Consider the following 16,166-nt stretch of genomic DNA (forward strand, 5'->3'; position numbering starts at 1 on the left):
AAAGGGTTAACCGAACATGCTGATTCGTAAACATCTCCAGCAAAAAGGCGAAACGCAGAAAAATACGCCCCAACCCGCCGTCGCCAATGTGACCGAACTGAAAACGCGTCCGACGGCGGAAAACCGGGCGCAGCCCGCGGCGGGCAATGCGGGCGCATCCACGCCGGCGACGCGACAGGCGGATAGCCGTACCAGCCAACGGCGTTTGATCCGCGCGCAGCTCTACGATCAGATCGATGCCGGCAAGGCCGCCATGATGGGGCGCGATAACTTGCTGGTGCAGATCGAAAGCGTGATCCGCCACATTTGCGACGAGCAGCGTTTGCAGCTGTCCCGGCAGGAAGAAGAGACCATCGCCGGGGAAATGCTGGATGAAATGACCGGCATCGGCCCGATCCAGCCGCTGCTGGCCGACGATACGGTCAACGATATTCTGGTGAACGGCGCCGGGCAGGTGTTCGTCGAACGTTTCGGCAAGCTGGAACTGACGCCGATCACGTTTATTGACGAAGAACACGTCTTCAACACCGCGCAGCGCATCGCGGCGGCGGTCGGCCGCCGCATCGATGAAGCCAGCCCGATGGTCGACGCCCGCCTGCCGGACGGCAGTCGCGTCAACGTCATTACCTATCCGCTGGCGATCGACGGCACCACCATCTCTATTCGTAAATTTATGCGCCGCAACCTGTCGCTGGAAGCGCTGGCGGAAAGCCGCTGCATGTCGTACGCCATGGCCGACGTGCTGAATAAGGCGATGCAGGCGAAGATTAACGTGATTGTGTCGGGCGGGACGGGGGCCGGTAAAACCACGCTGCTCAACGCGCTGTCGCAAAAAATCGGCAGCGACGAACGCATTATCACCATTGAAGACGCCGCCGAACTGCAATTACAGCAAGAGCATGTGATTCGGCTGGAAACCCGCCCGATCAGCGCCGAAGGCACCGGCCGGGTCGATCAGCGCGATCTGGTGCGTAACGCCCTGCGTATGCGTCCTGACCGCATCATCCTCGGCGAAGTGCGCGGCGGCGAAAGTTTCGACATGTTGCAGGCGATGAACACCGGCCACGACGGCTCGCTCTGTACCGTTCACGCCAATACCTCGCGTGATTCGATCCAGCGTCTGGAAAATATGGTGATGATGGCCAACATGCAACTGCCGCTGATGGCGATCCGCCGGCAGATCGCCAGCGCCGTGCATTTGATCGTGCAGATCGAGCGGATGCGCGACGGCGTGCGCCGCGTGGTGTCGATCACCGAAGTCTGCGGTATGGAAAACGAAGTGATCCAGCTACAGGATCTGTTCACTTTCCAGATCCAGGGCAAGGACGCGCAGGGCATGCTGACCGGCGAATACGTTCAGCATATCCAGCGCCCGCAGTTCTACAGCGATAAAGCGCATTTGTTTGATGCGTGATGACGAACAGAGGAGACGCCGATGACCCCGTTACGCCTGAATCTGATCACGCTGTGCGTATTTTGCGGCGTCCTGCTGCTGTGCTTTGCCGTCTATCGCTGGCAAAGGGCGCGTCAGCGCCGCGAGCAGAGCGAACAGCGCTGGCGGCAGATTTTAGCGCAGGTGGAGCCGCAGCCGACGCAGCCGATCGCCGATTCCATTCTGCGCGATGAGATCAAAACGCCGTTGATGCAGGTGCCGGTGTTGGGGCGCTGGCTGGCCGGCATCTGGTCGCAGCTGGCGTTTATCGGCTGGAAAAAGAACCTGCGCCGGCGCGCGCTGATCCTGGCGGCGCCGAGCCTGCTGCTGGGCATGATGCTGGGTCAACGAACCCTGCTGCCGCTGACGTTGGGGCTGGTTTTCGCGCTGTTGCTGTTTGCCGGCGTCGGGACGCTGCTGTTTCGTTCCGCGCTGCAAAAGCACCTGAAAGCGCTGCGCGAAAGTCTGCCGGAGGCCATTGACGCCATCACCCGCAGCTGTCGGGCGGGGGTGCCGGTGGCGAATACGTTTGCGATGGTGGCGGAGCATTTGACCGGCCCGCTGGCCAATGAATTTAAAACCATCGATCACTGGCTGAAACTGGGGATCCCGCTGCGTCAGGTGATCCAGGCATCGGCGGGCAGAGTGCCGATGTCGGAGTACCGCTTTTTTGTCGTGATCCTGATTATCAACCAGGAAGCCGGCGGGCGGTTGGGGGAAACGCTGGAACGCCTGTCCGCCACCCTGCGCGCGCGCCGCGAGCTTCAGCTTAAAGTGCAGTCGAAAACGTCGGAAGCGCGGGCGTCCGCCAAGATTGTGGCGGCGCTGTTTCCCTGCTGTCTGGCCTATCTGTATATGCGTTCCCCCGCTGATTTCAACTTCTTGTTTGCCGATCCGGTGGGAACCACGGTACTGATTTACGCCCTGTGCAGCGTCACGCTCGGCATGCTGGTGACGCACTTCATGGTCAGGCGGATCAGTTGACGTCGGGAGAGGAGCCAAGATGACCGGATTGATCGATCCCTTATTACTGCTGGCGCTGGGGCTGATTGGCGTCGGCGTATACCTCGTCGGTTTTCGCCCTCGTCAGCAACAGCATAAACAGCTGGCGGAGCGGATGCGCGCGCATTTGCCCGACGCCTCGGTCGAGTCGTCCGCGCCGGATATGAATATTCTGCGCGGTCAGGGAAAGGAGATGGCGCCGTGGCTGGAAACACTGCTGCTGCCGGCGGCGGCGCAGGGCGAGCGGCTGGCCGGAGCGGAGAAAGATCGGCGTAACCTGCGCCGTCTGTTGGATCTGGCCGGTTTCCGCCGCTACGAAGCGGTGGGCTGGCTGGTGATGGGCAAACTGTCGACCGGCGCGCTGTGCGCTTTGGCGCTGGTGTGGGGCTGGCTGCCGGCCGCCGATCGGATGAGCCTGACGGGCGTCGCCGCCGGCCTGATCGGTTTTTTTGTCGGCGCGCTGCTGCCGGAGTGGTGGCTGAAATTGCGCGCCGCCAGCCGGGGCGAAAAACTGGCGCGGGCGGTGCCGGACGCGCTGGATTTGATGGTGGTCTGCGCCGAGGCCGGGTTGCCGATTGGCCGGGTATTGCAGGTGGTGTCGAAAGAGTTGGGGCTGTCGTCGCCGGAAATGGCCGATGAGCTGCACTACACCGCCGCTGAATTGCAGATCCTCTCCGATCGCACCCTGGCCATGATGCATCTGGCGGAAAGAACCCGCGTGGCGGAAATCGAAAGCATGGTCGCCACGCTGATTCAGGCGGAACGCTACGGCACGCCGTTATCGCAGGCGTTGCGCACCATCGCCGACGAGAGCCGCAAGACGCTGATCCTGGGGCTGGAAGAGAAAGCGGGCAAATTGCCGGCGCAGCTTAGCGTGCCGTTGATGGCGCTGATTCTGCCGCCGATCGTCGCCATCATGGCGTCGCCGGCGCTGGTGCGGGTGATTCGGCTGCTGACGCAGTAGCCGCGACGGAATTCGTTATCCCCATGCAGGCGGGGATGTTACAGCAGAAAGAGAGTACTGAGGGAAGGCGAACATGGTTGGTCTGGTGAAAAAAATGGCGACCGGATGGCAGGGGATGGGACGTTTGGGTCTGGTGCTGCTGTTGGGCGCGCTACTGGCGGGCTGCGGCAGCAGCGCCATGAAGATTAAAGGCACCAAAGACGAAGGGCTGCGGCTGGCCCGTTTACTGCGCGATCAGGGGCGCATGGAAGCGGCGACGGAAGTGTATGCCCGGATCGATACGCGCGGAGAACTCAAAGGCGCCGAACTGCTGGAGTACGCCAGCGTGGCGTCGTCGGTGCGCTCCCCCCAGCAAACGCTGGCGCTGTACGGCCGCGCCCGGCAGTCGCTGGGCGGCGATAGCGACAAGCTGAAGCCGCAGGAAGCGCTGGCGGTTTGTCTGGGGATGGGGCGCGCGCAGTTGGCGCTGGGACGCAATGCGATGGCGCAGAAAGATTTCGCCTGCGCGCTGCAAGCGCAGCCGGACAATGCGAGCGCGCTCAACGGCATGGGAGTGGTGATGGATGCGGCCGGCAAACACGCCGAAGCGCGTCAACTGTTCGAAAAAGCGTTGCAGGTCAATCCGGCGGATGTGGCGGCCATCAACAATCTGGCGCTTTCCTGGCTGGCAAGCGGGGATGCGGAGAAAGCCATCGGTTTACTGCGCTCCGTCGACAGCGGCAACCCGACCGGCAAACTGAATCTGGCGCTGGCTTATCTCTACAACGATCGGCGGGAAGAGGCGCGCGCCGCGTTGGCGACCATCGCCCAGCCGCAGCGCATCGACGGACTGATGGAGACGCTGAGCCAGCGCGTGGCGCAGATGCGTCAGGATACCCGCCGCGGCGAAACCCTGCTGCTGTCCAGCCGTCAGCCTTTGCAGCTTAGCAATCCGGAACGATGAAGATGTTTCGACGCAACGACCTGGATTGGCGCAGCACGCACGGCGTGATCGCCGTTGAAGTGGCATTCCTGGTGCCGGTGGTCTTGGTCGGCGTGATGATGCTGTTCGAACTGGCGCGTATCGGTCTGGTGATCGCCGTGGGCAGCGCGGCGCTGGACAAGGCGGTGCAGACATTTCGCCTCGACGATCTCGATACGATCAGCGCCGAACAGATGGAGGCGCGACTAAAAGAACGGATGATCGATTCGGCCTACGGCTACCTGCAAGGGGATGACCTGACCGTCAGCGTGCTGCATTTCGACAACCTGAGTCAGTTGGGCGGACTGGAGATCGCCTCGGATGAGGATCAGGACGACGCCCAGGATACCCTGCCGGTCTGGTCGGTCACGGTACAGATAAAAAAAGCGTTTTTGACGCCGTTGCCGGAAGTGCTGACGCTGGGCGATACCTTCCGCTATCAGTACAAACATGTTTTCGGTACGGAACTGCGTAATGAAGCGTAACCCTTTGGCCCGGCTGCGCCGTTTTTGCGCCGACCGGCTGGCTTCCGTCACGGTGGAAACGGCGCTGGCGCTGCCCATTGTGCTGGCGATCGGCACGCTATGTGCGGATATCTATACCGTCGGTCTGGAACGTGAACGGATGGAGCAGCGCGCCGGCGCCATCGTCGCGGTTCTCGGCTTACAGCAGGAACTGACGGCGGAGGGGTTGAAGGGTTTGCTGGATACGGTGTTGCCGCAGACAGGATTGGGGAATTATCAGTTGCTTATCAGTAATGTGCGCCAAACCGGCGCGGTGTACTGGCAGCTTGATCGCGGCAACGCGGACGGCATCTGCGGCGAGAATCTGGCCGCGTACGGCGAGGTTTATCCGGGGGAATTGCCGGAAAAGGATGAAGAGGACGGCAGCGAGAGCGTCGCGATGCTGGTGGTGGAGTTATGCCGTGAAGGCAAGGATATCTCGCTGCTGGGCGGACTGTCGCTGAGCAATCTGCTGCGCGTCGCGCAGGTAAACCGGACGGCGGGCGGCGTGATTGCGCTGGATAGCGCGCTGGGGCGCGAAGCGGGGCAGCCGGAAGAGGAGTATGCGGACGATGAAGAATAACACCGGCGGCCGTGGGCGGCGTTTAACGCGAGCGTTAAGGCTTTTCCTGCGCGACGATCGCGGCGCCGGCGCGGTGTTTTATGTGCTGGGAACCATGGCGCTGCTGGTGACCGCCGCGTTTATCGTCGACGCCACCACCGCGACAGGCGACGCGGCGCAAATCAAGCGCGCCACCGACGCCGCCGCGCTGGCGGTGGGACGGCAGGCGGTGGTCAGCGGCGATGAAAATAACGACTTCGATGACCAGCAGATGGCGGAACTGGCGTTCGACTATGTCAGGGCCAATCTGGGGCTGAACGCGCAGTTGGCCGAAGCGCTGTCGCGCGACAAGGTGAGCGTGCGCGAAGGGCGCAGCGATAATGACTATCCGACCTATACCGTCGCCGTCAGCTTTCGCACCGCGCCCGAACTGCTGCGGACCGGCGACGTCGAACAGACGATCTACTCCACCGCCGAGGTGCGGAACCGCTCGCTGGAAGTGGCGCTGGCGCTGCCGGTTACCGTCAGAGAGAGTTTCCAGCCGGCGGATTTGGATGTCCTGAAGCGGGTAGGGAAAAATTTTGCCGCAAATCTGATCGGCGGCAGCGACAACGCCTGGCTGGCGCTGGTGCCGTATGCGGTCGGCGTCAACGTTTATGACAACGCGGTTCCCAATCGCATTAGCCGCTGGATGGAATCGGGCGCGGAGAACGCCGACGGTCTGGTCGATTTCAAAGGCAATGCGGCGAGTTTTATCGATCGCCGGAAAATCCCCGATCGCATAGATAACCGCCTTTGCCTGTACCGGGGGATGGATGTCGGCGAAAATTTCCGCTGGGAGCAATCCCCGGCCAATGATTTCCGCATCGCTTTCTGGCACTACCCGAACAGCGACGATGACTCGATCGCCGGGATCAGCATCGATGCGCGCAAGTTTCAGTTCACCCCATACAACACCTATTCCCGAGGACAGGCGGTGAGCATAGCGGGAAATGATGAGTCCGGTCAGTTAGTGGTCTCGCCCGCCTGCCCGAAAACTCCGCTGTTGCCGTTGACCAATGAACTGACTGATATCGACGATCGGCTGGACGCGCTGCGCCAACAGCGAGTCAACACCCTCAGCAAGATCGATTTTGCCCTGGGCTGGAGCGCGATGGCGTTGTCGCCGGCGTTTCGCGGCGAAACGGGCTGGAATCTGCCGGATGACAGCCTGCCGAAAGATTTCGATGAAGGCCGCAATGAGCGGGTGAAGGCCATCGTCATGCTAATTCATTCCGGCAGTTACCAGAACGCATACGGCAACGAAACGCGATCATTTGTCGCCCGCCTGTGTTCCAGTTTCAAGGCGCGCGGGCTTGACGTCTACCTGATCGCCACCAATCCAAGCGGCAGTTATCAAAATGCCGTCAACAGCGATATTCGTGATGGGTTAACCAGTTGCTTTGCCAGCAATTTATCTCAGCTGTATTTATCAGGCGAGCGTTTTTCCGATGAAGAAGATGAAATTCAGGCGCGTCTGGACGCCATCGCCGCGGAATTGCATCAAAAGAGCGCCTTTGTACGATTGATCGAATAAACACGCCGACCTTACAACATACTTAGTTGCGGAAAACCACGATGACCACAAACAGATTAACGACTCGTTACCGCCAGGCCTGGGTGCTGGAACCCCGTATGATGTTTGACGCCGCCGCCGTCGCCACCGCCGCGGAGGTCGTCGCCGCCACCGACGTCGCGCCCGGCGTGACGGCCAGCGGCGTGGAAGCGACGGTCGCCATTGACGATGGTTCCACCACCGAAACGGTGGATCTGTTCAGCAATGTCACGGTATCGGCGGATCAAAACGGCGAAGAAATCAGCCAATTGATCATCACGGTCGACAGCAGCGGCGGCAATCAGGCGCTGGTGATCGATGGCACGCAGATTGCGCTGACGCCGGTTAGCGCGGAACAGGCGGTGAGTGAAAAAAATTATTCCTATACCGTGGCCGTCAACGAGGGCGTCACCACCATCACCCTGAATCTGGGGATTGTCAGTGAAACCTCAACCGCGGAGGTGGCGACGCTGATCGATAATATTTCCTATCGTTCGCTGGACAACAGCGTGCCGAGCGGCGATGTCACCGTGACGCTACAGAGCCTGAGCGATGCGGGCGGCGATGCCGCCGCGCTGGATATTCGCTCCACCGTGACCATCGACAGCCGCGTTAACGTCGCCCCGGTGCTGAGCGACGACGGCGCGCTGGAGCCGGCCGAGTCTTTCACCATCGACGATCTTGGCGATAATGTGACGGTGGTTTACGCCGGCGGCGGCGACTACGCCTACGCCGCCGGAGACGGCGTGTTGTCGGTATTTGCCGTCGACGACGCCGGCCGCCTGACGCTGGTCGGCACCCAGGCCGTGGCGGGGTTGGGCAGCGTCGCCGATATGGCGATCAGCGCCGACGACCAGTCGCTCTATCTGGTTAACGCCGGCAGCGGCGACGTCTATAGCGTCAGCCTGGCCGATGACGGTTCCCTGGGCGAGGTCGCCACCGTTTCGGCCGGCGACACCACGCGCAATATCGCCCTCTCTTCCGACGGCGCTTACGTCTATGTCACCTTGCAAAACAACGGGATGGCGGTCTTCGCGCGCGACGGCGACAGCGGCGCGCTCAGTCTGATCCAGACCGTCAGCGAGGATGACCTGGGCGTGGAGCGGGCGGAGACGGTGATCAGCGCCAACGGCTACCTGTTCGTCATCGGCGATCAAAGCTCGTTCGTCGCCTACACGGATACCCTGTCGGTGCTGAAGATCAACGACGACGGCACGCTTACCCGCATCGATTCGGTCACCGCCGGCGCCGTGCGCTCCAGCAGTTCGACCTACCTGATGGCCGTCAGCGAGGATGCCGCTTTCCTGTACCTGGGCAGCAGCGCGGACAACAGCATACAGGTCTACCGCTTCAGCGACGGCGCGCTTACTCTGCAAAGTACGCTGAGCCTTGAGGGGATTTCCGGCATCGCCCTGAGCCGCGACGGCGGCCTGCTGTACGCGGCCACTTCCGGCGGCGTCATCGGCGTGTACGCGGCGGATGGGGAGGGCGCTCTGACGCTGGTCAGCAGCATCGACGGCGGCGGCGTCAGCGATATCGCCGTCTCCGGCGACGGCCTGTCGCTACTGGCGGTCGGCAGCGGCGGCGTCGCCCGCTACAGCGCCGCGCAAACCCTCGATCGGGGGACGGCGCTGACGTTCGCCGACGGGATCACTTTGGCCGACGGCAATTTCGACGCGCTGAACGACGGCGCCGGCAACTATAACGGCGCCGGCCTCACCGTCAGCGCCAACGTCGAGGGCGGCAGCTTCGGCTTTGCCGACGGCGGCGGCCTGAGCTATGCCGACGGCGTGGTCTCGCTTGACGGCGAGGCCATCGCCACCCTGAGCGTCAGCGACGACGGCGCGCTGACGGTGAAATTTACCGCCGACGTCGGCACGGCGATCGCCAATCAGGCGCTGCAACAGCTGACCTACGCCAACGACAGCGCCGTCGTCGGCAGCTACATCCTGCTTACCGTCGCCGCCAGCGACGGCGCGCTGACCAGCAACAGCCTGGTCGCCGCCCTGCGCGTCAACGCGACGCCGCAGGTTAATACCGATGCTTCCACCGGCTATGCCCTGAGCAGCGCGATCAGCGAGACCGACTACAGCTTCACGCTGTTCTCCGGACTGTTCAACGACGCCGACGGCGATAGCCTGATCTGGCGCGTCAGCGGTCTGCCGGAAGGGCTGACTTTCGATGCCGCGACCCGCACCATTTCCGGTTCCACCACGGAAACCGGCGATTTTACCGTCACCGTCACGGTCAGCGACGCTTCCGGCGCCGGCGCGTCCCTGGATCTGAATCTGACGGTGGAGCAGATCGCCAACCGGGCGCCGCAAATCAATGAAGAGGTTCCCGCCGCGCTGGCGAACGCCGCCGAAAACACCGACTACAGCGCCACGCTGGATACCGCCTTGTTTATTGATGCCGACAGCGTCTACGGCGATGCGCTAACCTGGCGCGTCAGCGGGCTGCCCGACGGGCTAAGCTTCGATGCCGAAACGTTGACCATTTCCGGCAACGCCGGCACGGTGGGCGATTACGCCGTTAGCGTAACGGTCACCGACGCGTCGGGGGCCAGTACCAGCGCTGAACTGACGCTGAGGGTGATTACGCAGAACGAGGCCGACAACAGCGCGCCGGGACTGAGCGCGGACGACAGCGCGCTGGTGTACAACTACGACGGTTCGATCAGCGCCCATGCCAACTATATCGGCGGCCTCTCGCTTTCCGCGGATGGCACTATCCTGACCGTGCTCAGCAGCACCGGCACCAACTACGGCGGCACGGCCTATATCAGCATCTACTCCCGCGACGTCGAGAGCGGCGCATTGACGCTGATCCAGACCTTCACGCAGGGCGCGGCGGACGACGCCGAAACGTCGCTGGTCGAGGTCGATGGTTTGTCCGGCAGCACCGCGGTGGCGACCTCTGCCGACGGCCGGACGGTTTACGTTTCCGGCGCGACCAGCGACGGCGAGTATGCGGTGCTGACGTTCAGTTACGACAGCGAGAGCGGCGCTTACGCGTTGGCGGGTACGGAAACGATGGCGGCTAAGGTCGTCAAGCTCGAACTGTCATCGGACGGCGACACGCTATACGCCATGACCGCCGGTGCGCTCTATGCTTATTCGCTTGACAGCGACGGCGCGCTGACGGAGAGCGGCGGTTTCACGGAGAATTTCACCGGCGCGATCTCCCTCGCCGTCAGCAGCGATGATACGGTTTACGTGCTGAGCAGCAGCGGGACAATCTCTATCTACCGCACGGATACGGACGGCGCGCTGAGCTATGCCGGCCAATTGATCCGCAGCGGCACCGCATTGAGCTGGGTCGATAGCGACGGCAACGCCGCGGATGCCGGCACCCTGGCTTCCAGCAGCGAACTTAACGGAAACTTTTCATCCATTACGGTGCGGGACGACGGCTACATTTACGTGACGACCGGCACCAATAACCGCCTGACCGTCCTGCACTACGACAGCGCCGACAACACCGTCGGCTATATTACTGCCTACAATCCATACTCGACGCTGGGCAGAAGTTCCCCCTGGTCGGTCGCGCTCTCCGCCGACGGCTCCGCCCTTTACGTGGGCAGCGCCGGCTCCACCTTAGCCATCTACAGCATCAACGACGATGGCACGCTGACCCTGGCGAGCACGCTGTCGGTTCGCTCCTCGACCACCATCGAGGTCGCCAGCGACGGCAGCTCCGTTTATACCGGCGCCCGCTACTACAATGCGGCGCTGAATACCATCAGCATTGCCGATACCGTGGCCGTCGCCTACACCGAAGGCGGCGCCGTCAACCTTGCCGGCAGCCTCACTCTGGCCGATACCGACTACGACGCGCTTAACGACGGCGCCGGCAACTATAACGGCGGCACCCTCAGCATCGCCCGCGAGGGCGGGGCCGATGCGGCGGACAGCTACAGTTTTACCGAGGGTAACGGCCTGACGCTGGCCGATGGCGTTATCTCGCTGAACGGCGCGGCCATCGGCACCTTCGCGAGCGTGGACGGGACGCTGACCGTGACGTTCACCGCCGACGTCGCCACCGCCATCGCTAATCAGGTGCTGCAACAGATCGCCTACGTCAACACCAGCGCCGACCCCGGCGACAGCATCCTGCTGACGGTATCGGCGGGCGACCAGTATACGGCCAGCGCCATCAACGTGTTGCTGACGGTGACGGAAATCAACGACGCGCCGACGCTGCAAACCAGCGGCGGCGGCGTGGTTTACACCAGCGGCGGCAACGCGGTCAAACTGTTCGACGACAGCGCGGTCTCCACGGTAGAGGAGGGGCAGGCCGTCAGCAGCCTGACCCTGACCGTCTCCGGCCTGACCGACGGCGAGAGTGAGACGCTGACGGTGGGCGGCGTCGGCGTGGCGCTGACCGACGGCGCCAGCGCCGGGGGCGCCATCACGCTGAATAACGAGGACGGCGGCACCGGCGACTACAGCTATACGCTCTCCGTCAGCGTGATCGATGGCGTCGCCACCGTTACGCTCAGCGGCAGCCTGCCGACGGAGGCCGCCGACGCCTTGATCGACAGTATCGCCTACGCCAATGCCAGCGATAGCCCGACTATCGGCGAGCGCATTATTACGCTGACCTCGATTCAGGATAACGGCGGCACGGACAACGGCGGCGTCAACACCAGCGAACTGGCGATCGCCAGCACCGTGGTCGTGGCGCTGACCAACGCCGCGCCCACCGTCAGCGCCACGCCGGCCGTCGCCAGCTACGTCGAGAATGCCGATGCGACGACGCTGTTCAGCGATGTTGCCCTCTCAACCGGCGAGGCGGGTCAGGCCATCAGCAATATCGTGCTGACGGTCTCCGGCCTGAGCGACGGCGCGAGCGAAGCGCTGGTTATCGACGGGACGACGGTTTCTCTGATCGCGGATGCCGCCGGGGAAACGACGAACGGCTACCGCTATAGCATTACGGTGGACGGCGCGACCGCCACGGTGACGATTAGCGGCAGCGACGGTATCGCCGTACAGGATGCGACGGCGCTGATCGCCGGACTAGGCTACGCCAACCAGAGCGACGATCCGACTTCGGGTACGCGCACCGTGACGCTGGCATCAGTGCAGGACGACGGCGGCACGGCCAACGGCGGCAGCGATAGCGTGGCCCTCTCCATTGCGGCCAGCGTCGCGGTGGTCGCGGTTAACGATGCGCCGCTGGTCAGCGCCACGCCCGCGGATGCCATTTACGCCGCCGCCGGCAGCAGCGCCGGTCTGTTCAGCGATGTGTCCCTCTCGACGGTGGAAAGCGGTCAGACGCTCTCCGCCATCACCTTTACCGTTGCGGGTCTGGCGGACGGCGCCAGCGAAACGCTGACCGTCGCCGGCGCCCGTATCGCGTTGGTCGCCGGCAGCGGCACGCTCGATAACGGCTACGCCTATAGCGTTACCCTTGACGGCGATACCGCCGTCGTGACCATCGCCAGCGACGAGGGCATCGCCGCCGATGCCGCCGCGGCGCTGATCGAGCAGAGCAGCTACGCCAATCTCAGCAATACCCAGACCGCCGGCGTGCGTACCTTCAGCCTCAGCGTGCGCGATAGCGGCGGTCAGGACAACGGCGGCGGCGACACAACCTTGCTGGAAAGCGCCGCGGCGATTGAGGTGGTGAACAACTCGGCGCCCGAGTTCAGCGCCGGCGCCGATTACACCAGTCTGGCGGTCGCCACCAGCCTGACGGCGGTCAGCGGTCTTAGCGATATCTCGGCCAGTGCGCTGACCGCCGACGGCGATTACCTGTATGTGACCAGCAGCGACGGCGGCATCGCCATTTTCAGCCGCAACACCGGCTCCGGCGAACTGACGCTGTTGCAGACGCTGGATAGCGGCGTTTCGTCCGTTTCGCTGATCGAGGTGAGCGCCGATGGCGGCACGCTTTATCTGCTGGGCGCAAACGGGGACAGCATTACCATTTTCAGCCGCGACGGCGGCGACGGCGGCCTGACGTTGGTTCAGACATTGGCGACGGAAAGCGTCGTCGACCTGACCATCTCCGCCGACGGCGGCGCCCTGTATGTGGTGGACGGCAACTACTCCGGCCTGCTGGTCTATACGCTGGACGCCGAGAGCGGCCAGTATGCGTTGAGCCAGTCCGTTGGCGCATCCACCGGCAGCGAGCCTTATCTGTTTACCGCGGTTGGCGTGCAGACGGTGGGCGACTATGTGTATGTGGCGACCGATCCGGCCGCCGAGACGGTCGCCAATACCCTGATCGTCTACCAGCGCGGCGAGGACGGCACGCTCAGCGCGGTCGCCTGGCTGCGTGACGGCGCGGCCGTTGGCGAAAGCGCCATCAACATGTCCGGCCCCGTCGATATCGCCGTTTCCAGCGATGGCGGTACGGTTTACGTCGCCAGCGAGGATGGCGTCGCCGCTTTCAGCTTTGACGCCGCCGGCGGCGCGTTGAGCTACATCGGCGCGGTGGACGACCTGTCCGGCGTCACGGCTCTCTCGCTGTCCGACGACGACGGCACCCTGTATGTCGTCAGCTCGGACGGCAGTCTCAGCCGCTATAAAGCTGATGGCTCGCTGACGCTGGTCGACACGCTCTCCGGTTCGTCGACGGCCGAGCTGGCCGGCGCCCGCAGCGTGGTGAGCGGCGCGCACGGCGCGGTGGCGGTCATCGGCAGCGGCGGCGTGGTCAGTCTTAAAGATGGTCTGACGACAATCGCCGTTGATTATCAGGAACAGGGAACGGTACAGCCGTTCAGCGCCATTACCCTCAGCGATGCCGACTATGACGCGCTGGCCGACGGCGCCGGCAACTACAACGGCGCGATTATCACGCTGGCGCGCGACGGCGGCGCCAACGGCGACGATGGCTATAGCTTTATCGACGGCAACGGCCTGACGCTGGCGGACGGCACGCTCTATCTCGACGGCGCGGCCATCGCCGCCTTCGCCGACGTTGAGGGGACGCTGACGCTGACCTTTACGGCGGATGTGGCCACTGTCACCGCCAATCGGGTATTGCAACAGATCGGCTACGCCAATACCGGCGACGATCCGGGCGCCGGCGTGAGTCTCGTCCTGAGCGTGACCGACGCCTACGGCGCCAGCGCCAGCGTGACGTTGTCTCTGAACGTCACGGAAGTTAACGACGCCCCGCTGCTGACGACCACGCCCGCCAACGCCGGCTATGTGGAAGGCGACGAGGCCGTCAGCCTGTTTAGCGAGACGAGCGTTTCCACCGTGGAAGCGGGCCAGACGGTGAGCGCCCTGACGCTGAGCGTTTCCGGCCTGAGCGACGGCGTCGACGAGACGCTGACGATTGACGGCACGCTGGTGCCTCTGGTCGCCGGTTCCGGCACCACCGCCAGCGGCTACGCCTACAGCGTTGCGGTCAGCGACGGCGTCGCCACCGTGACGATCTCTGGCGAATCGGGTATTTCCGCGGCGGACACCGCCGCTCTGGTGGATAGCATCGCTTATGCCAACGCCAGCGACGATCCCACCGTCGGCACGCGCGGCATTACCCTGAGCGCCATTCAGGATAACGGCGGCACGGCGGACGGCGGCGCGGATACCACGACGCTCGCCGTCACCGCCGCCGTGACGGTGACGGCGGTTAACGACGCGCCCATGCTGAGCGCCGCGCCGGTCAATTCAGACTACGCGGCGGGCGACGATGCGCTGCCGCTGTTCAATGGGGCCGAGGTCGCCACGGTGGAAGCGGGGCAATCCATCGCGGCGTTGACCGTAACGGTTTCCGGCGTCGCCGATAATGCCGAGCGCCTGATCGTCGACGGCACGAGCGTTGCGCTGACCGACGGCGTCGTGAGCACCGCCAGCGGCCTGACGGTCGCGGTGACGCTCGACAACGGCACCGCCACGCTGGTCATCTCTCGCGCCGACGGACTTTCCGCCGCCGGCGCGGCGGCGCTGATCGACGGCCTGGCCTATGTCAACGACAGCGCCGTGGTGACGGCGGCCGAGCGCGTGATTACGCTGGCGGCGGTGCAGGATGACGGCGGCACGGCGAACGGCGGCGCGGATACCGCCGTCCTGAATATCGCGGCGACGGTCAATATCGTTAACAGCGCGCCGCAGGCGACGGACGCCGAGGCGGAGCTGCCGACGGCCACGCAGGCTGCGGCGTACCGCGCCACGCTCTCGGACGATCTGTTCAGCGACGCCAACGGCGACGCGCTGATCTGGCGCGTTGACGGGCTGCCGGACGGACTGAGCTTTGATGCCGCTACGCGCACCCTCAGCGGCAGGACGCTTGCCGTCGGCAGCTTCGAGCTGACGATAACGGTAAGCGACGGACAGGGGGGAACGGCCGCCCGAAGCCTGACGTTAACGGTTGATAAACAGCCGGTATCGCCGGTCTTCCTGCCCGCGGCCAACGCGCCGGACATGATGGAACGGTTGCGCGAAGAACAGGAGGATAAGCGTCGCGAAGAGGCGCAAAACGCGTCGCTGCGGCCGATGGCTCCGCCGATCGTCGCGCCGCTTGATCCTGCGGCAACGGTGCAGGATGGCGAGAGCTTATCCAGAGAGCGCTATCCGCTGACCAACGGCGCGCTCGACTATGCCGCCACGCCCTGGCTGCTCAATCCGGCGCTGACGGAACTGATGCCGCCGCTGGAGAACGTGGATTTTTCACCGCTGGCACGCACGCCGGCGCGGGAAAGTGAACGGCCGGATCCGCAGACGGTACGGGCGGATATCCCGGCCGGCAAGGCGGCGTTTTCCGCCCAGTTGCAGCAGGAGAGAGCGGAGTATGACGACCTGCTGAGCGCATTGCAGCAGCTAACGGCAAACAATGCGTCGCCTGAGTAGTGTTTCACCCCACCCCAACCCTCCCCTTCGCAGAGGCTGTCTCTTATACACAAATACGGGAGTGCTGACGGGGTTGGTTGTTACGCGGCGTAAAAAATTATGCAGCGGTGGACTTGGCCGCCGAGTGAGCCGCATGGATGCGGCGAAAGCCAGTGCCGCGTCGGGAACGCGTCACTGGCGGCTCGAATAGCGGTCAAGAACACCGATGGCACCGCGCAGCGGCATAATTTAGCCGCAAGCCCGGGTTCATAGGGGGCTGGCGCTTGAGCCCCCTATGTCGGGCGCGTGCTACGACGTAGCATGGAAATGGCGGCATTGTGGCGCACGAAACTGCCTCTGAG

At 63.8% G+C, this 16,166-nt stretch carries 8 protein-coding genes; all 8 read left to right on the forward strand.

Annotation, left to right across the window (positions count from 1 at the left end; all coding sequences use genetic code 11):
- Positions 1-16 precede the first annotated feature (16 nt).
- Positions 17-1,414, forward strand: a complete 1,398-nt coding sequence (locus ABRZ26_RS10625) for a TadA family conjugal transfer-associated ATPase (protein WP_319604229.1) — start codon at positions 17-19, stop codon at positions 1,412-1,414.
- A 21-nt stretch (positions 1,415-1,435) separates the two neighbouring features.
- Positions 1,436-2,416, forward strand: a complete 981-nt coding sequence (locus ABRZ26_RS10630; protein ID WP_319604230.1) for a type II secretion system F family protein — start codon at positions 1,436-1,438, stop codon at positions 2,414-2,416.
- A 19-nt stretch (positions 2,417-2,435) separates the two neighbouring features.
- The gene (locus ABRZ26_RS10635; protein WP_319604231.1) at positions 2,436-3,398 is read left to right on the forward strand and encodes a type II secretion system F family protein; all 963 of its coding nucleotides are present in this window, start codon (positions 2,436-2,438) and stop codon (positions 3,396-3,398) included.
- A gap of 73 nt (positions 3,399-3,471) precedes the next feature.
- Entirely contained in the window at positions 3,472-4,341 is an 870-nt protein-coding gene (locus tag ABRZ26_RS10640) for a tetratricopeptide repeat protein (RefSeq protein ID WP_319604232.1), read from the forward strand.
- Positions 4,338-4,844, forward strand: coding sequence for a hypothetical protein (locus ABRZ26_RS10645; RefSeq protein ID WP_413556169.1), 507 nt, complete (start codon positions 4,338-4,340; stop codon positions 4,842-4,844). The genes ABRZ26_RS10640 and ABRZ26_RS10645 overlap by 4 nt, the downstream gene beginning before the upstream one ends.
- Positions 4,834-5,445, forward strand: coding sequence for a TadE/TadG family type IV pilus assembly protein (locus ABRZ26_RS10650; protein WP_319604233.1), 612 nt, complete (start codon positions 4,834-4,836; stop codon positions 5,443-5,445). The genes ABRZ26_RS10645 and ABRZ26_RS10650 overlap by 11 nt, the downstream gene beginning before the upstream one ends.
- Positions 5,435-7,000 carry a TadE/TadG family type IV pilus assembly protein gene (locus ABRZ26_RS10655; RefSeq protein WP_319604234.1) on the forward strand — a complete coding sequence of 522 codons (1,566 nt, stop codon included), beginning with the start codon at positions 5,435-5,437 and terminating at the stop codon, positions 6,998-7,000. The genes ABRZ26_RS10650 and ABRZ26_RS10655 overlap by 11 nt, the downstream gene beginning before the upstream one ends.
- Positions 7,001-7,041: 41 nt before the next feature.
- Positions 7,042-15,825 carry a beta-propeller fold lactonase family protein gene (locus ABRZ26_RS10660; RefSeq protein WP_319604235.1) on the forward strand — a complete coding sequence of 2,928 codons (8,784 nt, stop codon included), beginning with the start codon at positions 7,042-7,044 and terminating at the stop codon, positions 15,823-15,825.
- The last annotated feature ends 341 nt before the right edge of the window (positions 15,826-16,166 follow it).

Origin of the sequence: Brenneria sp. L4-2C (assembly GCF_040240335.1) — a bacterium.
In the GTDB taxonomy this organism is placed as follows: domain Bacteria; phylum Pseudomonadota; class Gammaproteobacteria; order Enterobacterales; family Enterobacteriaceae; genus Brenneria.

Bases quoted from the DNA above. Each gene is read 5' to 3' on its own strand.
- ABRZ26_RS10625 (WP_319604229.1), top strand. From the start codon at position 17: ATGCTGATTCGTAAACATCTCCAGCAAAAAGGCGAAACGCAGAAAAAT.
- ABRZ26_RS10630 (WP_319604230.1), top strand. From the start codon at position 1,436: ATGACCCCGTTACGCCTGAATCTGATCACGCTGTGCGTATTTTGCGGC.
- ABRZ26_RS10635 (WP_319604231.1), top strand. From the start codon at position 2,436: ATGACCGGATTGATCGATCCCTTATTACTGCTGGCGCTGGGGCTGATT.
- ABRZ26_RS10640 (WP_319604232.1), top strand. From the start codon at position 3,472: ATGGTTGGTCTGGTGAAAAAAATGGCGACCGGATGGCAGGGGATGGGA.
- ABRZ26_RS10645 (WP_413556169.1), top strand. From the start codon at position 4,338: ATGAAGATGTTTCGACGCAACGACCTGGATTGGCGCAGCACGCACGGC.
- ABRZ26_RS10650 (WP_319604233.1), top strand. From the start codon at position 4,834: ATGAAGCGTAACCCTTTGGCCCGGCTGCGCCGTTTTTGCGCCGACCGG.
- ABRZ26_RS10655 (WP_319604234.1), top strand. From the start codon at position 5,435: ATGAAGAATAACACCGGCGGCCGTGGGCGGCGTTTAACGCGAGCGTTA.
- ABRZ26_RS10660 (WP_319604235.1), top strand. From the start codon at position 7,042: ATGACCACAAACAGATTAACGACTCGTTACCGCCAGGCCTGGGTGCTG.